This is a genomic window from Ferrimonas futtsuensis DSM 18154 (assembly GCF_000422645.1).
Lineage (GTDB): Bacteria > Pseudomonadota > Gammaproteobacteria > Enterobacterales > Shewanellaceae > Ferrimonas > Ferrimonas futtsuensis.
Window position 1 is genome coordinate 24209 of sequence record NZ_KE383897.1, and the last position, 26210, is coordinate 50418.

Sequence of the window (26210 nt, forward strand, 5' to 3'; positions counted from 1 at the left end):
TTCCCCCCAAATGGAATCAGGCCGTCTGTTTTTTAAACAGCTCTTTGAATACCGGGAAGATGTCTTCCACGGAGCGGATGTGTTGCATGGCGAAGTGAGAGTGAACCTGGGCCAGGGTCTCATACTCGCGCCACAGAGTCTGATGGGCCCGGTTGGTGATCTCTATGTAGGTGAAGTAGCGGCAAGTCGGCAGCAGCGACTGATCTAGCAGCTGTCGACACAGGGGCGAATCGTCGGCCCAGTTGTCGCCATCCGAGGCTTGGGCTGCGTAGATGTTCCATTCGTTGGAGGGGTAGCGCTCCTGCTGAATCTCATGCATCAGTTTCAATGCGCTGGAGACTATGGTCCCGCCGGTTTCCTGGCTGTAGAAAAACTCCTGCTCATCCACCTCCTTCGCTTGGGTATGGTGGCGGATGAACACCACGTCCAGCTCTTTATAGGTCCGGGTCAGGAACAGGTAGAGCAGGATGTAGAAGCGTTTGGCGATATCCTTGGTGGCCTGGTCCATGGAGCCGGAGACATCCATCAGGCAGAACATCACCGCCTTGGAGGTGGGCACCGCCTGCTTGGCGAAGTTGGTGTATTTAAGGTCATAGGTGTCCAGGAAAGGCACCGCCTTGATCCGCTTGCGCAGCTCCTCAATCTCCTCCTTAAGCGCCTGGATCTCTTCACTGCTGGAGCCTGGGGTGTTGGTCAGTGCGTCCAGCTTGGCCTCCGCTTCATGCAGGGCACGGCGTTTTCCTGCAGTCATGGCGGTCCGCCTGGCCAGAGACTCCCGCAATGAGCGAACGATGTGAATGTTGGCAGGCTGGCCTTCTGAGGTGATGCCGGCCCTAACGGTTTTGAACTCCACCAGTTTATCCAGAGCGGTCTTCTGCAGGTTAGGAAGCTCAAGATCGTCGAACAGGATATCCAGGTACTCATCCTTGGAGATCTCGAACACGAAGTCGTCGCTGCCTTCCCCGCTGTCAGAGGCCTGGCCCTGACCCGCGCCACCCCCCCCCCCCTGAGGAGGGCGATCGATGCGGTCTCCCCGGTGGAACTGATCGTTACCCGGGTGAACCGTTTGGCGAACCCCTCCGCGACCGGTGTGAAACACCGGTTCGGAGATGTTCTTGGTGGGCAGGGTAATCTTCTCGCCGCTCTCCACATCGGTGACGCTGCGGTTGGTGGCGGCATCGGAGACCGCCTGCTTAATCTGCTTCTTATAGCGACGCAGAAAACGCTGGCGGTTGACCGTGCTTTTGCCCTTGGTGTTGAGGCGCTTGTCGATAAAATGCGTCATAGGCACTCTCCCACCGCATCAGGATGACTTGCGTACCCTCAGGTACCACTCGGAGAGCAGGCGAACCTGCTTGCGGGTGTATCCCTTCTCCATCATGCGGTCGACGAAGTCATCATGCTTCTGCTGTTCGTCCGCAGAGGTTTTGGTGTTGAAGGAGATCACCGGCAACAGATCCTCGGTGTTGGAGAACATCTTCTTCTCGATCACCGTGCGCAGTTTCTCGTAGCTGACCCAGTTAGGGTTCTTACCGGCGTTGTTGGCCCGGGCACGCAGTACAAAGTTGACGATCTCGTTCCGGAAATCCTTGGGATTGCTGATCCCCGCCGGCTTCTCGATCTTCTCAAGTTCCGCATTCAGGGCTGCCCGGTCAAACAGCTGGCCGGTCTCCGGATCGCGGTATTCCTGATCTTGAATCCAGAAGTCGGCATAGGTGACGTAGCGATCGAAGATGTTCTGACCGTACTCGGAGTAGGACTCCAGATAGGCGGTCTGAATCTCCTTGCCGATAAACTCCACATACTTGGGGATCAAGTAGCCTTTCAGGTGTTCCAGATAGCGTTCAGCCATCTCCTGGGGAAACTGCTCGCGCTCGATCTGCTTCTCCAGCACGTAGAACAGGTGCACCGGATTGGCCGCCACCTCGCTGTGGTCGAAGTTGAACACCCGGGAGAGAATCTTGAAGGCGAATCGGGTAGACAGTCCGTTCATCCCCTCATCCACACCAGCGTAGTCTTTGTACTCCTGGTGGGATTTGGCTTTGGGGTCGGTATCCTTGAGGGTTTCGCCGTCGTACACCCGCATCTTGGAGAAGACGGAGGAGTTTTCCGGGTCTTTCAGGCGAGACAGGACACTGAACTGGGCCAAAATATCCAGCACACCCGGGGCGCATTGGGCTTGGCTCAGATCTGAGCTGTCCAGCAGTTTTTCGTAGATCTTCTTCTCTTCCGAGACGCGCAGGCAGTAGGGCACCTTGACGATGTAGACCCGGTCCAGGAAGGCTTCGTTGTTCTTGTTGTTGCGGAAGGTCTGCCACTCCGACTCATTGGAGTGGGCCAGGATGATGCCGGCGAAGGGCAGGGCGGACAGGCCCTCAGTACTGTTGTAGTTGCCCTCTTGGGTGGCGGTCAGCAGTGGGTGCAGCACCTTGATGGGCGCCTTGAACATCTCCACAAACTCCATGATCCCCTGGTTGGCCCGGCACAGGGCGCCGGAATAGGCGTAAGCATCGGCATCGTTCTGGGCGAAATGTTCCAGCTGACGAATGTCGACTTTACCCACCAGAGAGGAGATATCCTGGTTGTTCTCATCGCCAGGCTCGGTCTTGGCGATGGCGATCTGGTCCAGGATGGACGGGTACACCTTGGCCACTTTGAATTTGCTGATGTCACCGCCAAACTCGTGCAGTCGTTTTGCGGCCCAGGGCGACATGATGCTGCGCAGGTAGCGCTTGCTGATGTTGTACTCCTCATCCAGCAGTTTGCCATCCTCTTCCAGGTCAAACAGGCACAGGGGCGAGTCGTTCACCGGGCTGCGCTCACCATTGGCGCTCAGTACATAGATGGGCACCTTGGACATCAATTTCTTCAGCTTTTCTGCCAGAGAGGATTTACCGCCGCCTACGGGCCCCAGCAGGTAGAGAATCTGCTTGGACTCCTCCAGACCCTGTGCCGAGTGCTTGAGGTAGGCGACGATCTGCTCGATCGCCTCTTCCATGCCGTAAAACTCGGAAAAGGCCGGGTATCTGGCCACAACCCGGTTCGAGAAGATGCGTGACAGCCTGGGATCCTTGGCTGTGTCCACCATCTCCGGCTTACCAATGGCTTCCAGCAGGCGCTCGGCGGCGCTGCTGAAGGCGCTGTGATCGGTTTTGCACAGTTCCAGATAGTCCTGGATGCTCATCTCTTCGTCACGGGTACGTTCATAACGTTGCTGATAGTGCTGGAAAATGGTCATCGGTCACCCCCTGAAATCAGTTTTGCCGCGCCGTTGGCTGGGCAGTCATCTCCAACCCTTAGCATTAAGCGTAGACCCAATATTTCTAAATAGGACAGCAAACCATAGATTTTTAAGACGAAATATTTCATGGGTTTAATGGGAAAGGGTCGAAAACTCTCCTCACTTAAGAGTTAGACCCCGGCATGTGAGCAGGGGTTTCAACTGTATACGGCCCAGGTAACGGAATTGCTCAGAAAATTTGTCTGCAGTTGCGCAGAGAATCCCCGCAGAAGCTGCTGTGGGCCTGCTCTGGGCGGGGGACGCCGAGCGCTGGAGTCTGTCATGCAAATGTCATAATTAACCATTAGCAGGTACGTTTGAGCTTTTGTTAAAGTGTCCTCGGTTGGTTACACAGGAAGTAGCGATATGTCGGTGACTCAACACGATCATGTTTCGATAGAGATGATTTCAACCTACGCCAGATGGTGCGGCATTCACAGCAAAGAGCAGTGGCGCGAATACCATCAGCAGAACAGCCGTCCAAGCTGGGTGCCGGATGACCCTGAGAGGTTTTTCTCTCAGTCTGGCGAATGGCAGGGTTGGGACAAGCTCACCTCAGAGCAATGATGGGGAAGAGCGGTTAGCAGAGTAGGGAGCCCGCCGGCTCCTTTGTTGATCTCCAGGCTCAAAAAAGGGAGCCGATTGGCTCCCTCATTGCAATGTTCAGCTGATTAACCAGCGAAGTTCTGGTTGGCAAACTCCCAGTTTACCAGGGCCCAGAAACCCTTCATGTAATCGGGGCGAACGTTGCGGTAGTCGATGTAGTAGGCGTGCTCCCACAGGTCGACGGTCAGCAGAGGAGTCACCCCCTCGTCGGTCAGCGGAGTACCGGCATTGCTGGTGTTGACGATATCCAGGCTGCCATCAGCTTTTTTCACCAACCAGGTCCAGCTGGAGCCGAAGTTGTTGATCGCCATGTCAGTGAACTTGGCCTTGAACGCGTCAAAAGAGCCAAAGGCCGCATTGATGGCGTCAGCAATGGCGCCAGTCGCTTCGCCGCCACCGTTAGGGGACAGGCAGTGCCAGTAGAAAGTGTGATTCCAAATTTGGGCCGCGTTGTTGAATACACCGCCGCTGGAGCTCTTGATGATCTCTTCCAGAGATTTACCGGCGAACTCGGTGCCCTCGATCAGGCCATTCAGCTTAACCACATAGGTGTTGTGGTGCTTGCCATGGTGAAAGTCCAGGGTCTCGGCTGAGATGTGGGGCTCCAGTGCATCCTTAGCGTAAGGCAGTGCAGGTAGTTCGAAAGCCATTTGCGTTCTCCATTTAGCTGATTTAGCTGTTGGTTTTGTTCCGTTTTGACAACATTGTACTCGCTTAACCTGTGACGTGCATCATGATCCCAATTGAATGTTCTAACTGACTTCATCGAAAAAATACATTGGGGTTTGGTTGCACTTTTAATAGAATGAGAATCAAGATCACTACCAGATGTGGTACTCATGGAAACTGTAGAGAAGATTAAGTCACAAATCGCGGAAAATCCCATCATCCTGTATATGAAGGGTTCTCCCAAGCTGCCTAGCTGTGGATTTTCCGCTCAGGCATCCCAGATGCTGGTGAACTGCGGTGAAGCGTTTGCCTACGTGGATATCCTGCAAAACCCCGATATTCGTGCCGAGCTGCCGAAGTACGCCAACTGGCCCACCTTCCCTCAGCTGTGGGTGGAAGGTGAGCTGATCGGTGGCTGTGACATCATCCTTGAGATGGCACGTACCGGTGAGCTGCAAAGCCTGGTTACCGAGACTGCCGCCAAATACAAGGAGCAGGAGGCGGAGTAATCCTCTCCTCAGAACTGCAATAAAAGGGGCGCCATCGGGCGCCCCTTTTGTTGTTTTTAAACGGCTTCCTAGAGAACCATGGCGGCCACCCAGCCAGAGGCGAGCAGCGGCAGGTTGTAGTGCAGGAAGGTGGGGACCACAGAGTCCCAGATATGGTCGTGCTGACCGTCGGCATTAAGGCCGGCAGTGGGCCCCAGGGTGGAGTCTGAAGCCGGGGAACCTGCGTCACCCAGGGCGGCTGCGGTGCCCACCAGGGCGATGATCGCCGGGGTAGAGAAGCCAAAGCCCATAGCCAGGGGCACATAGATGGCGGCGATGATGGGAATGGTGGAGAAGGAGGAGCCAATCCCCATGGTGATGAACAGGCCTACCAGCAGCATCAGGAAGGCGGCCAGAGCCTTGTCTGTGCCAATCATCGCCTGGATGGAGTCTACCAGGGCGGGCACTTCACCGGTGGCCTTAATCACTGCGGCAAAGCCCGCAGCGGCGATCATGATGAACCCGACGGTGGCCATCATTCTGACCCCCTGAGTAAAGAGATCCTGGCTGGAGATCCCCTTGTCCATGCCGCCGAGATTCAGGACCACAAAGCCTGCCAGGGCACCGAAGATCATGGAGTCGGTATAGAGCTGAATGCCCAAAGTGGCGGCGATGGCCACCATTACCACGGCGATACGCAGGCTGCTCAGGGGCTGGTGCTCCACATGTTCACTGCCGTCCAGCTCCTTATCCTGATAGATCCGGGGGGTGCGATAGCTGACGAACATGGCGGTCAGCAACCCAAATACCATCCCCAGTGCCGGAATGAACATGGCGCCCATCAGTTCATCGGCCTGCATCTCCAGGCCGTTGCTGACCAGGTTGGCCATCAGGATGTCCTTGAGGAAGATGCCGCCGAAGCCCACGGGCAAAACCATGTAGGTGGTGACCAGGCCAAAGGTCAGCACACAGGCGATCAGACGGCGATCCAGGTTCAGCTTGTTGAACACGCCCAACAGAGGTGGGATCAGGATGGGAATAAAAGCGATATGAATAGGTACCGCATTTTGTGACGCCACAGACATCAGCAGGATTGCCACCAGCAGGGCGTATTTTACCCCGGTGACCGCCTGATTGTCCGGTTGGCCCCCCAATCGGCCGATGATTCCCCGGGAGAGGCTGTCGGTAATGCCGGTGTGGCTCAGGGCCACGGCGAAGGCGCCCAGCAGGGCGTAACCCAGAGCGATGGTGGCACCGCCACCCAGGCCCGTATTAAAGGCGTCAATAGTCTCTGCCAGACTCATGTTGCCAAGTAGGCCGGCAACCAGGGCGCTGACGGTGAGCGCGATGATCACGTTGACTCTGGCCAGGCTGAGCACCAGGACCAGGAGTACCGCAATGACGACGGCGTTCATTATATTTATTACCTATGGTTGATTGCTGTTTTAAGAGGGAAACGAACCATTTTCAGGTTCACAGGGGAAGTGTCCAGATAAATATGCAGTTCGGGTGCAATTGTGTGACGGAAATCGGGCACCCGGACCGGTGTCAGCCGGCCCGCTTGAGAGATTGCTTGTTCTGGTACATCTGACGGTCCGCTTCGGCGATTAGCTGCTCGGCACTTTTGTCTTCGGCCGGTTCCCAAAGGGCCAGACCTATGCTGGCCACCACGTCCACCTGCTCCACACTGAGCTGATGCTGCAGTTCGTTCATCAGCCTGGAGTGGATGGCTTCGGAACAGGTGTCCTGCTGCAGAGGGCATAGCAGCACAAACTCATCTCCGCCAAGCCGGCCAACCACATCCATGTCACGACTGATGCTGCGCAGCCTCTCGGCCACCTTAATCAACACCCTGTCCCCGAATGAGTGGCCAAAGTTGTCGTTAAAGCGTTTGAAGTTATTGATGTCAATAAAGTAGAGCGCCAATGGAGCGCCGGTGCGGTGCGCGGCAGCCATCAATTGGTCCAGGCGGGCACAGAACTGATGGCGGTTGGCGACGCCGGTGAGGGAGTCGTGGGTGGCCGCATAATAGAGCTCCTTCTCCACCTCATCTTTCTCTATGGCGACGGCGGCCACCGAGCTCATCAGCGACATGAACTCCTGGTCAAACTCGCTGGGCAGGGCGGGTGTATCCAGATAGAGGGCGAAGGTGCCCAGCAGGTTGCCCCGGCTGGAGACCACAGGCAGCGACCAGCAGGCACGAATGCCTGCCATCTTCGCCAGAGGCAGGAACGCTTCCCAGTTGGGGTCGTCGTAGATATCCGGGGTGAACACCTCTTGCTTGAAGAAGGCGGCTTTGCCACAGGACCCCACAGTGGGACCGACGGCGACGCCATCGATGGCGTTGTTGTATTCCTTGGGCAGACTGGGCGCACTCAGAGTGCTGAGGGTTTGGCTGTCCGAATCGTAGGAGAGTACCGACACCCGCACTTCAGGCGTGATCTCCTCTGCCAATCCGATCAGACTGTCCAGGGTCTGCTTGACGCCGCAACCCAGTGCCAGCTGTCGCAAAGCCTGGTTCAGCCCCTGGTGAGCCTTTAAAAGTAGTTGGGCACTCATAGGCAATCGATGTTGCTCTTTTGATAATTATGAGCGCATTGTATCGAAAAATTGTCAAAATTGTTACGGGTGGCAAAAATTTGACGCCGGCTGGTGCTCAGATGGATTGGAAATGGTAGAAGGCGGGAGCAGGGGCGCAATATACGCCCCTGATTTAATTACTCTTCTTTGTCAGACTCTTTGGGTTCGCCACTTTTGATGTTCTCCTCGGGCACCTGCCATCCACCCAGGGACTTCCACTTGTTGACGATGTGACAGAACAACTCGGCGGTACGCTCGGTGTCGTACAGGGCGGAGTGAGCCTGCTTATTGTCAAACTCGACGCCGGCGGTGCGGCACGCCTTGGCCAGTACCGTCTGACCCAGGGCCAGGCCGGAAAGCGTGGCGGTGTCGAAGGTGGCGAAGGGGTGGAAGGGCACCCGCTTGATCTTGGCCCGTTCGATGGCGGCATTGAGGAAGCCGTGATCAAACGCAGCGTTGTGGGCTACGACGATAGAGCGGTGACACCCCGCGGCCTTCTGGGCTTTACGAATTGCCTTGAAGATCTCCTGCAATGCTTCCTTTTCGGAAACGGCCCCGCGAAGCGGGTTGTGGGGATCGATGCCATTGAACTCCAGGGCAGCCGGCTCCAGATTGGCGCCTTCGAAGGGCTCAATATGGAAGTGCAGGGTCTGGGCAGGCTTCAGCCAGCCATCGCTGTCCATTTCAAGGGTGACGGCGGCGATCTCCAGCACAGCGTCGGTGGCGGCATTGAAGCCGGCGGTTTCGATGTCGATCACCACGGGAAAATAGCCGCGGAAGCGGTTAACAAGCAGATTTTCTGGTTTAATAGGGGTCATGCCGCCAGCTTTGTTTCTCTTGGGGGGCGCAATTATCGCAAAGCCCCGGGATAATGCAAAAAAATTGGTTGGCGAAGATTTAATCTAAAGCTTTCTGCCGCGACGCCGATACAGGCGGTAACAGACAACCTCAGGGTAGCCTAAATGCGATTGAGATATGGTGCAGTGATTGTGAGTGCGATGCTCTCCTGTTCCGCCTATGGCGGTGTCAGGAACTATGTGGCATCCATCGATCAGTCGCATTGGAACCTGGAGACGGCCAATCCGCTTCAGTGTACCCTGACCCATACCATTCCCCATTATGGTACCGCCGTGTTTAACAGCAGGGCGGGGCGCTCCACCGATCTCAACTTTATCCTTGAGATGCGGCGAAAGCCTGAGCGAGCCACCCGAGCCAGTTTGCGCTCGGTTGCCCCCTCCTGGCGACCTGGGGTGCCAGCCCGCGCCATTGTGGATGTGACCTATCAGGCTCAGTTCGATGCCGAGGTGCCCAAGCACGCTGCCTGGGTGATGCTCACCGAGCTGGAGCAGGGGATGCAGCCCACTTTTTACTACCAGGACTGGTACAATCCGGTGAATCAGGTGGCGGTGGGTCTGAGCTCGGCCAATTTTCAGAACAGCTATTTTCAGTTTGTTGCCTGCATCGACAGTCTGCTGCCCTACAGCTTCGAAGATATCGCCTATACGGTGCTGAACTTCAGGGACAAGAACGGAGACCTGACCACCGAGTCCCGCCGTAAGCTGGAGCGCATCCGGGAGTACCTCTCCTATGATCCCACCCTGGAACTGGTGCTGATCGATTCCTATACCGACAGCTTCGGCTCCGAGGCATCCAACCTCAAGCTCAGTCATGAGCAGGCGGATAAGCTGAAGCAGTTCTTTGTGGAAGCCGGCATCGAAGCCAACCGCATCGTCAGCCAGGGTCACGGTGAGAAGCGCCATATCGCCAGCAACACCAGTAACCGGGGACGGGCTCAGAACCGCCGGGTGGTGATTCGCATGGAGCGTTAGCGACTTGCGTGTGAAGAAAAAAAGGGCCTGATGGCCCTTTTTTTGTTGGTGTTTTTTTGGGCTTTATGGAGAGAAAAACCCCGGCGAAGTGCCGGGGTTTTGGTTCAGGCGGCCTGGGGACTTAGGCGGCCTGTACGGGCTTGGTGGGTTCCGCTTCTACCGGGTTGGCCTTGAGCTCTTCGGGATCGAAGTCATCCACGTTGATGGTTTCGAGGCGACCGGTTTCGGCGTCGCGAAGCAGCTGAGCCTCATCGGCGGTCAGCACACCCAGCTCCAGTCCCTTGTCGGCCACTTCATGCAGTTTCCAGAAGGGCAGCTTGGTGCCGGCGGCTTTGCACACCTTGTCGAACAGAGGCTCGGCGGCCAGGATGTTGCGCAGAGTCTGCTCCTGGCGGCCCACAGGGTTGTTTTCATGGGCTTCCAGCCACTGGCCGGCAATCAGGCGATCGCGGGCGGCGCAGGGGGTTTGCAGAATCTTGGCCACTTGATGATCCAGCTTGTCGGAGGTGCGCTTCATGGGCAGACCCAGAGGGAACATCAGGAACTTCAGCAGGCCGCCGAAGGCGGGGAAGTTATCCAGCAGTTCCACCAGTGAGGTCTGCAGCTTGAACAGGCTGTCTTCAACGGCCCACTGCATCAGTGGGATGTCGTCGGTCTGACGGCCGTCATCCTGATAACGCTTGAGGGTAGCGGAGGTCAGGTAGAGCTGACTCAGCAGGTCGCCCAGGCGAGCAGAGGTGCGCTCTTTACGCTTGAGGCTGCCACCCAGCATCGCCATGGCCAGATCAGAGAGCAGGGCCAGGTTGGCGCTGAAGCGGTTCATGTGTTGGTAGTAGCGCTTGGTGACATCAGAGTAGGGAGCACTGCTGAATCGGGCGCTGGTCAGGCCGAACCAGATGCTGCGCACCAAGTTGCTGAACACGAAGCCCACATGGCCCCAAACGGCGTTGTCGAAGCTCTCCAGGCTGCGGTCAGCATCCTTATCGAAAGCCGCGTCCATCTCCTTAAGTACATAAGGGTGACAGCGGATGGCGCCCTGACCATAAATCACCAGTGAGCGGGTCAGAATGTTGGCACCCTCTACGGTGATGGCGATGGGAGCGCCTTGATAGCCGCGGCCCAGGTAGTTGTTGGGGCCCAGGCACACGCCCTTACCGCCGTGGATATCCATGGCGTCGATGACACATCTCTGCATGCGGTCGGTCAGGTGCATCTTCACGATGGCGGAGATCACCGAAGGCTTCTCGCCCAGACCCAGGGCAGTGGTGGTCATGGCGTTCACCGCTTCCATCAGGTAGGCATTACCGCCGATGCGCGCCATCGGCTCCTCAATCCCTTCCATCTTACCGATGGGGGTCTTGAACTGGCGACGGATGCGCGAGTAGGAGCCTGTGGCTGCCGCAGCGGTCTTGATGCCACCGGCGGAGTTGGAAGGCAGGGTGATGCCACGGCCGACGGAGAGACACTCAACCAGCATGCGCCAGCCTTTGCCGGCCATTTCGGGGCCGCCGATGATGAAGTCCAGAGGCACGAACACGTCGTTACCCTGGGTCGGACCGTTCTGGAACATGGTGTTGAGCGGGAAGTGGCGGCGGCCGATGATCACACCGTCGATGTTGGTGGGGACCAGGGCGCAGGTGATGCCAATCTCCTCCTCATCGCCGATCAGGCCATCAGGATCACGCAGTTTGAAGGCCAGGCCCAGCACGGTGGCCACAGGGGCCAGGGTGATGTAGCGCTTGTTCCAGGTCAGGCGCATACCCAGCACCTCTTTGCCTTCCCACTCGCCTTTGCAGACGATGCCGTAATCTGGGATGGCACCGGCATCAGAGCCGGCCTCAGGGCTGGTCAGGGCGAAACAGGGCACCTCTTTGCCAACCGCCAGGCGGGGCAGGTAGTGGTCCTTCTGCTCTTCGGTGCCATAGTGTTGCAGCAGCTCACCTGGGCCCAGGGAGTTGGGTACGCCCACGGTGGAGGCCAGTACAGAATCTACGCCGGCCAGCTTCTGCAGAATCTGGGACTGGGCGTAGGGACTGAACTCCAGACCGCCATACTTCTTTTTGATGATCATGGCGAAGAACTTGTTGTCCTTCAGGTATTGCCAAACTTCTGGGGTCAGGTCGGCGTCCTGGTGAGACACGCGGAAGGCGTTCACCATGCGGGACACCTCTTCTACCGGGCCATCCAGGAAAGCTTGTTCCTCGGCACTCAGGCGAGGCATGGGCAATTGATGCATCTTCTTCCAGTCAGGTGCTCCGGAGAACAGGTCCGCGTCCCACCAGGTGGTGCCCGCTTCGATGGCATCCTTTTCGGTCTGGGACATCTCGGGCATCACGGAACGGAACGCCTTCAAAGCGGGCTTGGTCAGCAAGCTCTTACGCAGGGAGGCGACGTTGAACGGGATGGCGATGATGGCGAAGAGGATCCAGGCCAGGGTGCCCACGATGCCAAGGCCGCTGCCAATGGCCAGGGCCGCGGCGGCCACCAGGGTAAACAGGGTCAGTGAGGCGCGCTTGTAGATCAGGCCTCCTAACACCAGGATAGAGGCAATGCTCCAAATTAGGGTAGTCACGTTATTTCTCCTTGTGTCACCTGCCGGGGTACGGACTACCGACAGGTTTGCTCTCTGTCACAGTATATGGTCTGGTCGGACCTCTGTCACATAAAAACTAAACGCATGTTTGAACTTCTTCAAGATCTAATTGCGATTATTTGCGGCAAGGTATAGGGAAAAGAACAGGCTCAGGTGGTGAGCCTTTGAGCAAACGCCGGCCGGGCGGGGTGCGCGAACGTTAAAATCTGGTTATTCTTCGTTGTAATAGAGAATGATACGGGTAAAGCCATGTGTGAATTGCTGGCGATGAGCGCCAATGTACCCACGGACATCGTCTTCAGCTTTACCGGACTGGTGGAGCGGGGCGGTGTCACTGGTCCCCACACCGACGGATGGGGCATCACCTTCTATGAGGGGATGGGCAACCGCACCTTCCGCGATTGTCAGCCCAGCTGTCAGTCTGAGGTGGCCAGCCTGATCAAGGAGTACCCCATCAAGAGCAAGGCGGTGATCAGTCATATCCGCCAGGCGAACCGCGGTCGGGTGTCACTGGAGAATACCCACCCATTCTGCCGGGAGCTGTGGGGGCGTTACTGGACCTTTGCCCACAACGGCCAGCTCAGTGGTTACACCGATAAGATGAAACCCAAACGGTTTCAGCCCGTGGGCAACACCGACAGTGAGCTGGCCTTCTGTTACCTGATGGACAAGCTGGCGGAGCGTTTCCCGGAAAAGCCCAAGGATATGCGGCAGGCATTTCGTTTTATGGCCCAGGAGGCGGCCAAGCTGAGGGAACTGGGGGTGTTCAATATGTTGATCACCGATGGCCGTTATCTGCTGGCCCTGTGCAGCAACAACCTGTGCTGGATCACCCGGCGGGCGCCCTTTGGTGAAGCCAAGCTGATCGATACCGACATGGTGATCGACTTTAAGCAGGAAACCACCGAGAAGGACATAGTGACGGTGATCGCCACCCGGCCCCTGACTCACAATGAGCAGTGGCACACCATGGAGGGGGGTGAGTGGCAGCTGTTTAAGGATGGTTTGCCTGTAGCATCGGGTCGTCCTTGAACTCCAGGGCGGTGAGTTTCAGCTCCGCCTGCACATCTCCATCCTTATACTGAATCAGGCGCGCCATCACCAGGTGGTGCGCCTTGGCCAGCCACAGGTAGGTCTGGCGGCTGCTGCCTTCCCCCCGATCCCGCTCCAGCTTGATGGTTTCCAGGGTGCCGAAGGGCAGGATCAGGGTCTCCTCTCCCAGCACCTTATAGCGGTACTCCTTCTCTATGGCTTTATAGATGATGGGATAGGCCATCTCGGTCTTCCCGGCGGCCACATCCAGCCTCAACTGCTGCTGATAGCTCAGGGGGTCAAACTTGGGCTCGCTCCAGGGCAGCGTCGCTTTCTCATCCCGGTACTGGGCCTGGATGGGGCCCTTATCCGGATTGAAGCGGATCCAGGACTTGAAGTCCGGTCCGGTGCCGGAGCGCTTCATCCGGTACAGGGTCGGGCGCACCAACTCTGACACCATCCTGAATTCGCTGGTTTCGGTGCGGGTATCGGAGAGAAACAGCAGGCCCACCTTACTCTGGTAACCCAGGCGATATTGGCCATCGGTCAACTGCTCCAACTGGTAATAGCCCTCGCCCAGTTCGGAGTCGCCGCGCCACACCTGATAGTCCGCCCGATAGGGCAGCAGGGGATTGGCCTGAACAGCCAGCGCCTGCAGCAGCAGGAAGAGGGGGACTAGGGCTCGCATGGGCACTCCTTATTGGCTCAGTCAGGTTGTGTTGGCGGCTGGTACTAAACGCATTATTTAAAAGGGTAGTTGCCAAAGCAGTTCGGCGAGATCCGGTTGCCACTGGTAGCGATTCATATTGATGCGGCTGCCGTTGACCTCGACCCCCTCCTCCCGCAGACGGTACTGCTGTTCCCGATATCCAGGGGAGTCCTTGGGCAGGGAGATCTTGCCTCCGGCGCCCAGGACCCGGTACCAGGGCAGAGCCATCTCCCTGGGAGCGGTGCGCATCGCCCGGCCCGCCAGTCGGGCCCGGCCGGGCAGCCCCGCCAGATCCGCCAGTTGACCATAGCTGACCACCTTGCCTGCGGGGATCATCAGGCACACCTGCCAGATCCTCTGCTCACCGGTCAGGGGCTTGGGTTCACTCATCTGTCTGCATCCTTCGACGTTGGGGAGAGTCAGTGGCCCAGTTTACTGAATTCATAGACGCTTTTCTTTAAGAGTGCCTGACGGGGCTGCGGGTTCCCCAAGGATCCCTTGGATCTGAGCCCAAGATGGTTATACTGTATATGCGTACAGTATTTTGTTTGGTGCTGAAAATGTTGAAACCCGTTGACTCCCTGCTTAAGCGTGATGACCTGTGGCTGGCCAGCCAGTGGCAGCAGGACAGCTGTGGCATCGCCACAGGTTTTCCCGGCCTGGAACACCGCCTGGCTCGCCAGGGCTGGCCGGACAGAGGCGTGGTGGAGGTGCTGGTGGCTCATCCCGGCAGTGGTGAGGCCCTGCTGCTGCAGAGTCTGGTGACTCCGGCGGAGGATCAGTGGTTGCTGATGATCTGCCCGCCCTTTGTGCCTTATGCGCCGGCCTGGAGCCGGGAGCTGGATCTCTCCCGCCTGCTGTGTCTGACCGACCTGGACCGTAAGGAGCAGCTGTGGGCCGCAGAGCAGGCCCTGGCCAGCGGCAGCTGTCAGCGGGTACTGCTGTGGCTCGATGCCTTGTCGGTGAGTGAGTCACGGCGGCTGCAACTGGCGGCGGAAAAGGGGGAGAGTGTGGCCCTGGTATTTTTGCCATTGGTGCTGGAGCAGGAGAGTCACCCGGTCAGTTTGCGTCTTCAGTTGTCGGTGGCCTCTGGGGGGCACAGCCTGCAGATCCTCAAGCAGCGCGGGGGCTGGCCTCAATCCCCTCAGCCTGTGACTCTGGCCCCCTCAGGTTGGGGGCCACTCCCCGGTAAGGGGAGGGCGACTCTGGTGCAGGGACCCTGGTAATGCTGTGGCTGGGTCTGCACTTTATCGATCTGCAGCTGCACCATCAGGCCAGAACCCTGGAAACGCTGCCCCCCCTGGCCCTGGTGGGCGGCCAGCCCATACAGGTGCTGCAGCTCAATCAGCTGGCCCGGGATGCCGGAGTGGCCCGGGGGCAGAGCCTGGCCACGGCCACCTCCCTGTGTCCGGAGCTGAGGTTGCTGGAACCCATGGGCAATGAGGTGCCTCTCCTGGAGGAGCTGGGGGCCTGGGCTTATGGTTTCAGTGGCCGGGTGGTGCTGGTGCCGCCGGATCGCTTGTTGCTGGAGGCGGGCAGTATGCTGCGGCTCTTTGGCGGCCTGGCTCAGTGGCGTGCGGCCCTTGATCTGAGCCTGGAGACCCTGGGGTTACCTTGCCGTCAGGGGTTGGGACACACGCCTCAGGCGGCGGCCCTGCTGGCCCGCAGTGGAGAGGATGCCAACACGTTGGAGGAGGAGGCGCTCAGGGCTAGCCTGCTGGCTCTGCCTGTGGCTGCCCTGGAGCTGCCCGGGGAGAGCGGAGAGCGGCTGCTGGGGATGGGGATTCGTCAGGCTGAGCAGCTGTACAGGCTGCCCAGGCAGGAGCTGGGACAGCGATTTGGCAGTGAACTGCTGCTCTATCTCTCCCGGCTGTGGGGGGAGTTGCCCGACCCTCGCCGGGAGTATCAGCCCCCACCCGGATTTCGTCAGAAGCTGGTGCTGATGGAGGAGGTGGAGTTGGCTCAGGTGCTGCTGTTTCCCTTGAAGCGAATGCTGGCGGCCCTGGGTGAGTTTCTGCGTCATCGCCAGCTCGCCTGTGACGCCTTTACCCTGACTCTGGTGCACCGTCAGGGGCCGGATCAGACCATAGTGCTGCGTCCGGGGTTTGCAGAGCATCGCAGTGAGCAGCTGTTTAAGTTGGTGCAGCTGAGGTTTGAGCGCCTGACCCTGTATCAGCCTGTGGTGGAGCTGGCACTGAGTGCAGAGCGTTTCAGTGAGCTGGACCCCGATCCCCGGGCCCTGAATGCCCAGGTGCTGACCGGTGGCGATCACAACCCGGCCCGGGAACTGGTGTCTCAGCTGATTGCCCGCCTGGGAGAGTCCAGGGTCAAAGGGGTCGGTTGCGTGGATGAGATTCGTCCGGAGCGGGCCTGGTGCTGGGGCGAGCCGGGGGCACTGGGCTCGGCGGCTCCCCAGAAACCTCGGCCGCCCTGGTTGCTGGAGTCGCCGCAGGAGATTGAACGACGCCGGCTGTGTCTGCGTCAGGGACCGGAGCGGCTGGAGAGTGGCTGGTGGGACGACGCCCCCGTCGCCCGGGACTACTATCTGGCCCAGATCGACGATGGTCGCTGGTGTTGGGTATTTCGGGACGAGTTGGGGTGGTTTATTCATGGCTGGTTCTGAACTGGGCTACGCCGAGCTGCACAGCCTGAGCAACTACAGTTTCCTGCAGGGGGCATCCCATCCTGCAGAGCTGGTGGCTCAGGCGGCCAGCCTGGGTTACAGCGCCATCGCCCTTACCGACGAGTGCTCCCTGGCGGGGATCGTGAAAGGGTGGGAAGCGGCCCGGGAGCACGGCATCAGGCTGATCACCGGCAGTGAGTTTCGTTTTGAGGAGGCCACCCTGGTGGTGCTGGCCCAGAGCCGCCGGGGCTATGGCCAGCTCTCCGCCCTGATCAGCCGGGCCCGTAGACGCAGCCCCAAGGGGGAATACGCTGTCCACTGGGACGACCTGGAGTCCAATCTGGAGGAGTGTTTGCTGCTGGTTAAGCCGGTGGTGGCCACAGAGCGGACGGCCCTGGATTCGGTGATCGCCAGATTGATGCCTCTCTATAAGGGACGGCTGTGGTTGTTGGTGGAGCGCCACTTTACCCCGGATGATGCCGCCGCACTGGCCCTGACAGAGGCCCTGGGGCGCCACTGGTCATTGCCTCTGGTCTGCGCCGGGGGCGTACGGATGCATCGGTCTGACCGTCAGCCTCTGCTGGATCTGCTCTGCTGTGTGCGCCATGGCTGCACCCTGGCCCAGGCTGGTTGGCGGCTGCAGGGCAACCGGGAGGCCCACCTTAAATCCTTGCCGGCCCTGGCGCGCCGCTATCGCCCTCAGTGGCTGGTACAGACCCAGGTGATCGCCAGCCTGTGCCAGTTCGAGTTGGAGGAGCTGCGTTATCAGTATCCGGCCGAGGTGGTGCCCCCGGGGCTCAGTGCCTCCCAGTATCTGCGTCAGCAAACCGAAGAGGGGGCTCGCTGGCGTTATCCCAATGGCGTCCCGGAGCCGGTCTCGGCGCAGATCCAGCGGGAGCTGCAACTCATCGATGAGCTGGAGTATCACTACTTCTTTCTGACCATCTACGACATCGTCCGTTTTGCCCGTTCTCGCAAGATCCTCTATCAGGGGCGGGGCTCGGCGGCCAACTCCGTGGTGTGCTATTGCCTGGGGATCACCGAGGTGGACCCCACTCAGGTCAGCCTGCTGTTCGAGCGCTTTATCTCTAGAGAGCGTAATGAGCCGCCGGACATCGATGTGGACTTTGAGCATCAGCGCCGGGAGGAGGTGATTCAGTATATCTACGGCAAGTATGGCCGGGAGCGGGCTGCCCTGGCCGCCACGGTGATCAGTTACCGCTTCAAGAGCGCGGTGCGGGATGTAGGCAAGGCCCTGGGGTTGGATGAGAGCTATCAGGAGCGGCTGATCAGGCAGGTGGACCGCCGTGATAAGGAGAACTCCTGGCAGAATCAGACTCAGGCGCTGATGAGTGAGGAGGGGCTGCCCAGTGGCGCCGCCGCCCATCTGGTGCCGCTGGTGCAGGCTCTTATCGGCTTTCCCCGTCACCTCTCCCAGCATGTAGGCGGCTTTATCATCTCCCAGGGGCCTCTGGCAGAGATGGTGCCGGTGGAGAACGCTGCCATGGCCGATCGGACGGTGATTCAGTGGGATAAGGACGACCTGGAAGCCCTGGGGCTGCTTAAGGTGGATGTGCTGGCCCTGGGGATGCTTACCGCCATCCGTCGCTGCTTCGACCTGATTGGCCAGTGGCGTGGCCAGCCCTATGGCATGGAGGATGTGCAGCGGGAGCAGCCTCAGGTGTATGACATGCTGTGCCAGGCGGACAGCATAGGGGTATTTCAGATTGAGTCCCGGGCCCAGAGCAATATGCTGCCCAGGTTGCGGCCCAGGAGCTATTACGATCTGGTGATTCAGATCGCCATCGTCCGTCCCGGCCCCATCCAGGGAGATATGGTCCACCCCTATCTGCGCCGCCGTCACGGCCTGGAGCCGGTGAGTTACCCAAGCGAAGCGGTGCGTGAGGTGCTGGAGCGCACTCTGGGGGTACCGATCTTCCAGGAGCAGGTGATCAAGCTGGCCATGGTGGCTGCCGGCTTCTCCGGCGGCGAGGCGGACCGTTTGCGCCGGGCCATGGCCAGTTGGAAACGTCATGGAGAGCTGGACAAGTTTGAAACCAAGCTGTTGTCGGGGATGGCCGAGCGGGGTTACAGCCAGGATTTTGCCCGCCAGGTGTTTAACCAGATCCGCGGCTTTGGCGAGTACGGCTTCCCCGAATCCCACTCCGCCAGTTTCGCTCTGCTGGCCTATGTGTCCGCCTATCTCAAATACCACTACCCGGCGGCTTTCTGCTGCGCCCTGCTCAACAGTCAGCCCATGGGATTCTATACCCCCTCTCAGTTGGTACAGGATGTCAGTCGTCACGGGGTCAGTGTGCTGCCGGTGTCGGTAAACCACAGCAGTTGGGACCACACTCTGGAGTCTGTGGCCGGGGAGGCCGGGCTGCGCCTGGGGTTGAGGCTGATAAAGGGGCTCAACGAGGAGGCGGGGCGCCGGGTGGCCTCACGCCGCCCGTCAGGTGGTTTTCGCGACAGCCAGCAACTGGCTTCACTGACTGGACTGGGACGCCAGGAGCTGGAGCGGCTGGCGGCGGCGGACGCCCTGAAGAGCCTGGCGGGCCACCGCCATCAGGCGCGCTGGCAGCTGGCGGCGGTGGCGGAGCAGTTGCCCCTGTTTGGCGATACCCCGCTGGAGAGCCAGGTAACCCTCTCCCAACCTGAAGCGGAGGAGGAGATGCTCACCGATTTTGCTCAGTTGGGGCTGACCCTGGGGGAGCACCCGATGTCGATGTTGCGCCGCCGTGGTCTGATGAAGGGGCAGGTGAACGCCGAGCAACTGATGGCCTGTCGTCATGGCCAGTTGGTGACCCTGACCGGGGTGGTGGTGGGGCGTCAGCGTCCGGGGACCGCCAGTGGGGTAACCTTCATTACCCTGGAGGATGAAACCGGCAACGCCAATGTTGTGGTGTGGAGTCGGACCGCCCAGGCTCAGCGTCAGCCCTACCTCACGGCAAAACTGATGCAAGTGAGTGGAAAAGTCGAGAAAGGGGAGGGTGTGGTGCACCTGATGGCGGGGCATTTAAGGGACAGAAGTGAGCTCTTTGACAATTTCAGGGTTCAATCTCGAAATTTTCGTTAACAAAATGGGATCATTTTTGATCAGAGCACATTAACTGATAAAAAATTCACCAGAAGGTTTGTAAACGGCGGCAACCTGCGTATACTTGAACTCGATAACGGGCGGTAAGGACCGTCCGTAGGATTGATTGAAAAAGAGTTAGATATGTCTGAACAAGTTACTGGAACAGTTAAGTGGTTTAACGACGAAAAAGGATTTGGCTTCATCTCCCGTGAAGATGGCAAGGATGTGTTCGTACACTTCTCTGCTATCCAGGGCAGTGGACGCCGTACCCTGGTTGAGGGTCAGCAAGTGACCATGACCGTCATTCAAGGCCAGAAAGGTCCTCAAGCTGAGAACGTAAGCGTTATCTAACACTTACCCAAGCAGATTTTCAGGGCCCTTGCCGTTAGGCGAGGGCCTTTTTATTGCCCGAAATTTTTGCAGGCTCCTGCGCCTTTGGGGGCTCCCCCCTATTTGAACCACACTTAATCTCATGCCGGGCCGCATGGGAGTGTGCGATGAGGTGGTTGTTCTATCTTCTGACCCTGGTGTTGGTCAGCCTTTTGGGGGTGTTGGGTTACTTCCAGTATCAGCGCTGGACCCACCCCTATCACGAGATGCAGGTCAACAAGCTGGCTCCCACGCTTGCCCGAACTCTTATCGATTATCAGCCACACCTGGCCCTTGTCTCCCGCCCCGAAGAGACCTACCCGTTTCCCATTCCTCTGGGACAAGTGGGTCCGGCAGAGACCTTGTATGCCGGGCAGAGTCAATATCCCTTCTTCTGCATGACCCAACTGGCGGGGTTGGGCCAGCCGGTGGTGGATAACCACAAAGGCCATGGCGTTCCGGTCTACGAAGAGCGGGGCGGCGTTCAGGGTAGCCGCATCCTTGGCTACAGCCGGGACTGCGGCTTGCCCAGTCAACTCAATTACTACTTTGTCGACATCAGAGGCAAGGTACGCCGTTACGACAGTCAGTTTCCTCCTCCCCCTGAGGCGGTGGCCACCACTGAGATCGAAGGCCAGCGGGTCCCGGAGATCTACCGGGTGGAAAGTGGCACCATCAACAGATACATCTACCATCTCGCCATGCTGGCGACCCCGGATCTTGCTCGTACCGATGCCCCCTGGTGGAACCGCAAGCTTATCTATCAGTTTCATGGCGGCAGCGGCATCGGCTTTCGTCAGGGGCGGGTCAAGCCCTTCAGGCTGGTGAGCAAGCGCCGGGACCAGTTGCGCTCCGGCTATGCGGTGATCACCTCCAGCGGCAACAAAACCAGTTACACCTATAACATGATTCGGGCGGAAGACACCGCTCGTCGGGTAAAGCGTCAGTTCACCAGCCTCTACGGTGAGCCCAGGTACACCATAGGCATCGGCGGCTCAGGAGGTGGCCTGGCTCAGTACCTGATGGCCCAGAATCGTGCACAGGTGTTCGACGGCGCCTTGGCACTCTACGCCTACCCGGACATGGTCACCCAGACACTCTATGGCCTGGATTGCGACCTGCTCAACACCTACTACGCCTTTCGGGCAAACAAGAACCATCGATGGCAGGATTTTGATAACCGGGTTTCCCTGGAAGGGATGAACGCCAAGGCCGGCTTCGACCACAAGGCCCCTTTTCTGGAGCCTTTGAATCAGCTGCTGCACGGACGATGGCCCCGTTGGCCCAAGGGCTCCAGCGAGTGCATCAATGGCTGGTTTGGCCTGGCGGCCCTCATCCACAACCCACATCAGGGGTATATCCGGCCCATGTTCTCAGAACAGGTTCAAATCCAGGGCCACTGGAGTTACTGGGAAGACCTGGTTCAGATCTATGGCCGGGATCCTCAGGGGTACGCCCGCAGTGCCTGGGGTAACATGGGGGTGCAGTATGGATTGCGCTCTCTGGTGAGCGGCGAGATCACTCCGGCCGAGTTCCTCCACCTGAATCGCTACATCGGCAGTTGGCGCCCGCCGCACCGGATGGAAGCGGAATCCATCTGGCTGCCTTTAGGTCACAAGCTACCCCTGTGGCTCTCCCTCTGGGGTAACCACAACATCACCGAAGGCGCCCCGGCCGCCCGGCGTCAGCCAGACCCACTTGCGGTAGAGCGGGCTTACCGCAGTGGCCAGGTGTTCGTGGGCAGCAACCCCCTGCCAGTCATCGATTTGCGTCATTATCTGGAGCCTGAGCTGGATATGCATCACCTGTCTGCGTCCTTCGAGGCCCGGGCACGGATACTGGCCTGGGAGGGACACAGCCGGAACCAGTTGATCTGGGTTTCCCATCAGGATTACACGCCTCTTGCCGAAGCCTTCGAGGCGATGGAGGCCTGGCTCGAGGCCAGGGCCCGGGGGGACTCCAGGCCAGAGTCGCTGAATGATCTCTGTTTTGATGAGAAGGGGGAGGTGATCTATGGTGGCGAAGATGCCTGGAATGGCCCCTGGAATGGCAGGGCTGCCGGGGTGTGCAGCCAGCACTACCCTCACTTCAGCAACTCCAGGGTTCAGGCTGGTGGCCCCTGGCAGGGCAGCGTATTCCAGTGCCAGTTGATTCCGGTGGCTGAGGCCATACATCAAGGGCAGTATGGGGAGCGGGATATGTCCCCCTACTTGGGGAACCTCGAGACGATATTTCCCTCAGGGGTGTGCGATCTGAGCGCAGTGGATGCGCTCAGGCCGTCGGATCTTACTCCGCAGATGGGGTTTTAGTGTCGCAGCTAGCTGGGGATCACGAAGACCGCGATGGCGACACAGTGGCACACGGCGCCGCCCAGGACGCACAGGTGCCAGATGGCATGGGTGTAGGGGGTGCGCTTGGCCACGTAGAAGGCGACGCCGCCGCTGTAACAGAGCCCGCCTATCCACAGCAGATTGAAACCGGCATTGGGCATGGCCTGATACAGTGGGTAGATCACCAGCAGGCACAGCCAGCCCATCACCAGGTAGGTGGTCAGGGCCAGTTTCTTGTAACGATGCACAAAAAACGCCTTGAACAGGATCCCCGCCACGGCCATCCCCCAGATGGTAGCCAGCACCAGGTCCGCCTTCCAGTCGTTCAGGCTGATCACCATCATCGGGGTGTAGGTTCCGGCAATCAGCAGGTAGATGGCACAATGGTCCAGGCGCTTGAACACCTGTTTGGCACCGGGATGGCTGATGGCGTGGTAAAGGGTAGAGAAGAGAAACAGCAGGATCAGGCTGGCACCATAGATGCTGACGCTGGCAATCTCCCAGCCACTGAGGACCGGGATCCCCTTGGTCAGCATCAGGGTCAGGCCGACGATGGCGGCGGCGACACCCAGCCCGTGGGTTACGGCATTGGCGATCTCCTCGCCAGCGGAGTAGGGGTGGACTTGGGTGCTCATCGGGCTCTCTCTGTGACACAGGTCAAACCAGAATATTAACAGTCTGAAGTTGAGCTAACAAGTGTTAGCTCAACTTCATAGGTGGCTGTTTACTCCCACCTAAATCTTACTGAATCACGTTGGCTTGTTGCAGCAAACTGATCAGTTGAGCTTCATCCAGCTCCAGCTCAGGCATGATGCTTTCGATGGTGGTCAGCGCCGCATCGAAGTCTCCCTGCTGATGGATCAGGTAGGCGGCCAGGCCGGCGGCGGTGCGCTGTCCGCCGTTACAATGGACCGCAACGGCTCCTTCAAAACGCTCGATGAAGCGAACCATCTGCTCCAGCTGCACTCGGCTCGGGACCTGGCCACAGGCCACAGGCAGCCAGAGGAAGGGCAGTTTCCAGTCCTGGTAGAGTTGATGATTGTCCTGATCGTCACACAATGAGATCACGGCTTGAAAACGAGCCTTGGCCAGAGCACCCAGTTCATGGGCCCTGGGCTTGCGGATGCCGGCCAGTTTGCCGGGGTGTACCCATCTCGGGGTCAGGTGTACCTCTTGGTTCATGACGCTCTCCCATTCACTTGTGAGATCAGTTTAGGGGGCGTTAGCTGAACAGAAATTAAACGGGGGAGTCGGCTTGAGTACTTACCGGCCCGTCGGTTCAGGAAGAGTTCAGACAGTAACAGTTTGCCGCCAATTTTGTCTCATTTGACTTCAAACTGGGTAAAGTTGGCGACAACTTCGGCGATAGGGGGTTACCGGCGGCGCAGTGCCGCCGGTTTGGGGTTATCCGCGTACTTTCTGTACCAGGTGGAGGCCGCCCACCAGCACGAAGCCGGCCAACAACCCGGTCAGGCCGTTGAGCAGAGTGGGGACAACGGCGGAGACGATCTGGCCGATGGCGGGGATCAGGGCAGTCTCGGCGGCGGCTTCAGAGATCCACTCACTGATCAGGTGCACGCCATGAGTGAGGATGCCGCCGCCCACCAGGAACATGGCGATGGTGCCCACCAAAGAGAGTGACTTCATCAGCTTGGGGGCCGCAGCCAGCAGCAGCCGGCCAGTGCTCTGGCTGACCGAGGAGGGGCGCTGGCTCAGATAGAGGCCGGCATCGTCGATCTTAACGATCACCGCCACCAGGCCGTAGACGCCGATGGTCATCAGCACGGCGATGGTGGCCAGGGTTGACAGTTGGGTGATGAAGGGCGCCGTGGCGACGACGCCCAGGGTGAGCACGATGATCTCCGCCGACAGGATAAAGTCGGTGCGGATGGCGCCTTTGATCTTGGTCTGTTCATACTGGTGCTGATCTTCACCACTGAGATCCTTGGGGGTCTGATGCCCCTCCTTGGAGAGCATCTCCAACACCTTTTCCGCCCCTTCGAAGCAGAGGAACAGGCCCCCCAGCATCAGCAGGGGGGTGATCAACCAGGGGATAAAGGCGCTGATGGCCAGGGCGGCGGGCACCAGTATCCCCTTGTTCATCATTGACCCTTTGGCGACCGCCCATACCACGGGCAGTTCCCGGTCGGCCTTGACGCCGGAGACCTGCTCGGCGTTCACCGCCAGGTCGTCTCCCAGAACGCCGGCGGTTTTCTTGGCGGCGACCTTGCTCATCAGGGCCACATCATCTAGAAGGGTGGCGATATCATCGAGAAGGGTTAGAAGGCTGGCTCCTGCCATGTTGTTGATTTCCTGTTACAAAGTGCAAAGATTCTAAGGCGCCAAGAGTAGTCCTCCTGGCTGTTTTCGGCAAGAGTTCGGCCGGGAATAATTACTCGAATTTGACCTGGCAGACGGCCACGTCGGCCCCTTGATCCTCCAGAAAGCGCATCCAACGCGTCTGGTTGTCCTGCAGTCGGTCTCCCGGTCCCTTGACCTCCAGCCAGCGTGCCTGGTTCTCCCTGGCCATAAACAGGTCGGGGTGGCCGCTGCGATTGCCGCGTAAATCAAACAGCAGCCTCTGGAAACAGGCGTCGAGCAGCGATCTTGGCAGCGTGGCCAGGGCCAGCTCGGCCAGCTCAATGGGGAACCAGTCCCACTGCACCAAGGGGTTGAGTATTCCCTGCTTGTCATCATAGCGCTCCAGCAGCCGTTCAGGCTGCCAATGGCGCAACTCGTTGTCGAGTACTTTGCGGCGGCGCTTTGAAAACTGGGGACGGTACAGGTCTCTGGGTCCCACCTGGTAGGGATTGAGGAAAGCGCCGGGCACCGGCTCAAACAGGGCAGGCCAGATGGCCAGCCCCAGAAGGCCGTTGAGCAGGCTGTTTTCGCAGTAATAGACCTGCCAGCCCTGGGCCTGATGGTGCCTTGCTACCTGAATTTCCACTCGTTCGCCGCTGTTGGCCAGGGTTAACGCCTGTTGCCGTACCTTGTGGGTCGGCAGCGGTGACCAGTGCCAGACCCCCTGGCGCGCCAGTTGCTTGCCCAGTCTGGCACCGACGGTACTCTCCTGTTCATCCTGAGGGGCCTCCAGCATGCGGGTGACCCGATTCAGGGCCTGTTCGGGCTGTTCCCGCTTGAGGGCGATGCGAGCCTGGCGTTCGCGGCTTGGGGGCAGGTCGGTCTGTCCATAGAGGGCCAACGCCCGGGCAAACTGCTCCCTGCGTTCCCACTCCCGGGCGAACAGCAGAACCAGCTTCTGACGTTTGCGCTCAATCTCCGTCCAGGGCAGAGGTTCTGGCAGCTTGGGGGCCAGTTGCAGCAGGGCGTCAGAGTCTCGCTTTTCCAGGTAGTGGTGGCACTCTCTGGCCAGTTCGCCCAGCGAGAGCCAGGCCTCCAGCGCCTCGCGGGAGTCCACCTCCACTCCCTCTGTGGTGATCGAGTAGGTTTCGAAGCGCTGAATACCCAGATCGCTCACCACAAACTGGGCCAGATCCTGATGCAGGTTGCCAAAGTAGAGCAGCTTCAGAGTGTCCAGAATCGCTCGATCCTCCAGAGCCAGCACCCGCAGGCCATGGTTGGGAAGAGGGCGATTCAGAAGGCTGGTCAGCAGCTCGGGTTTGCGCAGTTTAGGGTCAGCATCTGGCATCATCGCCAGCAGCTCCGCTTTTGTGCACAGGCTGGCCAGCTGTGGCCAGGTATCCATTTTGTGCCAGGAAGCGAGTTTGGCCTGAACCAGGGCCTCGGCGCAGTTGCTCAGGTTGGGAATTTCGGCGTAGCTGAGTTTGTCCAGACGGAACAGGGGGCCTTTACGGGAGAGCAGTCTCACCAGCAGGCACTGCTCGGTTGGCTCAAGGGAGTCGAAGCGTTTCAGCCACCGAGTTTCATCAGGGCTGAGCAGGTGTGCGCTGCGACGGCGAACCTCCTCGGTCAGAGTCTGAAAGTTGGTCAGGTAGTAATCGGGCGCCAACTCGGCGCCCGCGGGGGTAACCGGCTTCTCCATGGAGCAAGCTTAGCGGG

General features: G+C 59.1%; 22 protein-coding genes. 9 read left to right on the forward strand and 13 right to left on the reverse strand.

Going from position 1 to position 26210, the window contains the following annotated elements; genetic code table 11:
- Positions 1–16: 16 nt before the first annotated feature.
- Together G505_RS0119420 and G505_RS0119425 are read right to left on the reverse strand one after the other, a co-directional pair.
- The gene (locus G505_RS0119420; RefSeq protein ID WP_028111041.1) at positions 17–1285 is read right to left on the reverse strand and encodes a YeaH/YhbH family protein; all 1269 of its coding nucleotides are present in this window, start codon (positions 1283–1285) and stop codon (positions 17–19) included.
- A gap of 18 nt (positions 1286–1303) precedes the next feature.
- Positions 1304–3238, reverse strand: coding sequence for a PrkA family serine protein kinase (locus G505_RS0119425; protein WP_028111042.1), 1935 nt, complete (start codon positions 3236–3238; stop codon positions 1304–1306).
- A 408-nt stretch (positions 3239–3646) separates the two neighbouring features.
- On the opposite strand from G505_RS0119425, the gene G505_RS0119430 reads away from it, so the two are divergent.
- Entirely contained in the window at positions 3647–3847 is a 201-nt protein-coding gene (locus tag G505_RS0119430) for a hypothetical protein (RefSeq protein WP_028111043.1), read from the forward strand.
- Positions 3848–3951: 104 nt separating this feature from the next.
- Here G505_RS0119430 and sodB read toward each other — a convergent pair whose 3' ends face one another.
- Positions 3952–4536, reverse strand: coding sequence for a superoxide dismutase [Fe] (sodB, locus tag G505_RS0119435; protein WP_028111044.1), 585 nt, complete (start codon positions 4534–4536; stop codon positions 3952–3954).
- 189 nt (positions 4537–4725) lie between these two features.
- Between sodB and G505_RS0119440 the strand changes: the two genes are divergently transcribed.
- Positions 4726–5064: a Grx4 family monothiol glutaredoxin gene (locus G505_RS0119440; protein WP_028111045.1), complete on the forward strand. Its 339-nt coding sequence runs from the start codon at positions 4726–4728 to the stop codon at positions 5062–5064.
- Between the two features lie 68 nt (positions 5065–5132).
- Here the strand turns inward: G505_RS0119440 and G505_RS0119445 are convergent, their stop codons facing one another.
- The 3 genes from G505_RS0119445 to rnt form a co-directional block, all read right to left on the reverse strand.
- A complete protein-coding gene (locus tag G505_RS0119445; protein WP_028111046.1) occupies positions 5133–6458 on the reverse strand; it encodes a Na+/H+ antiporter family protein in 1326 nt (441 codons plus the stop codon).
- Positions 6459–6591: 133 nt separating this feature from the next.
- Positions 6592–7602 (reverse strand): sensor domain-containing diguanylate cyclase, encoded by a 1011-nt coding sequence (locus G505_RS0119450; RefSeq protein ID WP_028111047.1) that lies wholly within the window; start codon positions 7600–7602, stop codon positions 6592–6594.
- Positions 7603–7760: 158 nt separating this feature from the next.
- On the reverse strand, positions 7761–8441 hold the full coding sequence (rnt, locus tag G505_RS0119455) for a ribonuclease T (protein ID WP_028111048.1): 681 nt from the start codon (positions 8439–8441) through the stop codon (positions 7761–7763).
- A 144-nt stretch (positions 8442–8585) separates the two neighbouring features.
- Here rnt and G505_RS0119460 point away from each other — a divergent pair, with 144 nt between their 5' ends.
- The gene (locus tag G505_RS0119460; protein ID WP_035385594.1) at positions 8586–9452 is read left to right on the forward strand and encodes a flagellar protein MotY; all 867 of its coding nucleotides are present in this window, start codon (positions 8586–8588) and stop codon (positions 9450–9452) included.
- A gap of 121 nt (positions 9453–9573) precedes the next feature.
- Here G505_RS0119460 and fadE read toward each other — a convergent pair whose 3' ends face one another.
- Positions 9574–12024: an acyl-CoA dehydrogenase FadE gene (gene fadE / locus G505_RS0119465; RefSeq protein ID WP_028111050.1), complete on the reverse strand. Its 2451-nt coding sequence runs from the start codon at positions 12022–12024 to the stop codon at positions 9574–9576.
- Between the two features lie 270 nt (positions 12025–12294).
- On the opposite strand from fadE, the gene G505_RS0119470 reads away from it, so the two are divergent.
- Positions 12295–13077, forward strand: a complete 783-nt coding sequence (locus tag G505_RS0119470) for a class II glutamine amidotransferase (RefSeq protein ID WP_028111051.1) — start codon at positions 12295–12297, stop codon at positions 13075–13077.
- Here the strand turns inward: G505_RS0119470 and G505_RS0119475 are convergent.
- Together G505_RS0119475 and G505_RS0119480 are read right to left on the reverse strand one after the other, a co-directional pair.
- Entirely contained in the window at positions 13040–13765 is a 726-nt protein-coding gene (locus G505_RS0119475) for a DUF3108 domain-containing protein (RefSeq protein ID WP_028111052.1), read from the reverse strand. The two genes, G505_RS0119470 and G505_RS0119475, sit on opposite strands and share 38 nt — an antisense overlap.
- Before the next feature lie 57 nt (positions 13766–13822).
- Positions 13823–14176, reverse strand: coding sequence for an MGMT family protein (locus G505_RS0119480; protein ID WP_028111053.1), 354 nt, complete (start codon positions 14174–14176; stop codon positions 13823–13825).
- 170 nt (positions 14177–14346) lie between these two features.
- Here G505_RS0119480 and imuA point away from each other — a divergent pair, with 170 nt between their 5' ends.
- From imuA to G505_RS0119505, 5 genes are all read left to right on the forward strand, one after another.
- A complete protein-coding gene (imuA, locus tag G505_RS22105) occupies positions 14347–15012 on the forward strand; it encodes a translesion DNA synthesis-associated protein ImuA (RefSeq protein WP_051216503.1) in 666 nt (221 codons plus the stop codon).
- Complete coding sequence (locus G505_RS22590; RefSeq protein ID WP_028111054.1) at positions 15012–16409, forward strand: Y-family DNA polymerase; 1398 nt, start codon at positions 15012–15014, stop codon at positions 16407–16409. Before imuA ends, G505_RS22590 begins: the two co-directional genes overlap by 1 nt.
- Positions 16396–19488 carry an error-prone DNA polymerase gene (locus G505_RS0119495; protein ID WP_028111055.1) on the forward strand — a complete coding sequence of 1031 codons (3093 nt, stop codon included), beginning with the start codon at positions 16396–16398 and terminating at the stop codon, positions 19486–19488. The genes G505_RS22590 and G505_RS0119495 overlap by 14 nt, the downstream gene beginning before the upstream one ends.
- A 144-nt stretch (positions 19489–19632) precedes the next feature.
- A complete protein-coding gene (locus tag G505_RS0119500) occupies positions 19633–19842 on the forward strand; it encodes a cold-shock protein (protein WP_028111056.1) in 210 nt (69 codons plus the stop codon).
- Between the two features lie 146 nt (positions 19843–19988).
- On the forward strand, positions 19989–22169 hold the full coding sequence (locus G505_RS0119505) for a DUF6351 family protein (RefSeq protein ID WP_028111057.1): 2181 nt from the start codon (positions 19989–19991) through the stop codon (positions 22167–22169).
- 8 nt (positions 22170–22177) lie between these two features.
- Here G505_RS0119505 and trhA read toward each other — a convergent pair whose 3' ends face one another.
- From trhA to G505_RS22115, 4 genes are all read right to left on the reverse strand, one after another.
- Positions 22178–22825: a PAQR family membrane homeostasis protein TrhA gene (gene trhA / locus G505_RS0119510; RefSeq protein ID WP_051216506.1), complete on the reverse strand. Its 648-nt coding sequence runs from the start codon at positions 22823–22825 to the stop codon at positions 22178–22180.
- A gap of 106 nt (positions 22826–22931) precedes the next feature.
- Positions 22932–23372 carry a protein-tyrosine phosphatase family protein gene (locus tag G505_RS0119515; protein ID WP_028111059.1) on the reverse strand — a complete coding sequence of 147 codons (441 nt, stop codon included), beginning with the start codon at positions 23370–23372 and terminating at the stop codon, positions 22932–22934.
- A gap of 222 nt (positions 23373–23594) precedes the next feature.
- Positions 23595–24491, reverse strand: coding sequence for a DUF808 domain-containing protein (locus G505_RS0119520; RefSeq protein ID WP_028111060.1), 897 nt, complete (start codon positions 24489–24491; stop codon positions 23595–23597).
- 91 nt (positions 24492–24582) lie between these two features.
- On the reverse strand, positions 24583–26193 hold the full coding sequence (locus G505_RS22115; protein ID WP_051216508.1) for a VRR-NUC domain-containing protein: 1611 nt from the start codon (positions 26191–26193) through the stop codon (positions 24583–24585).
- Positions 26194–26210 lie beyond the last annotated feature (17 nt).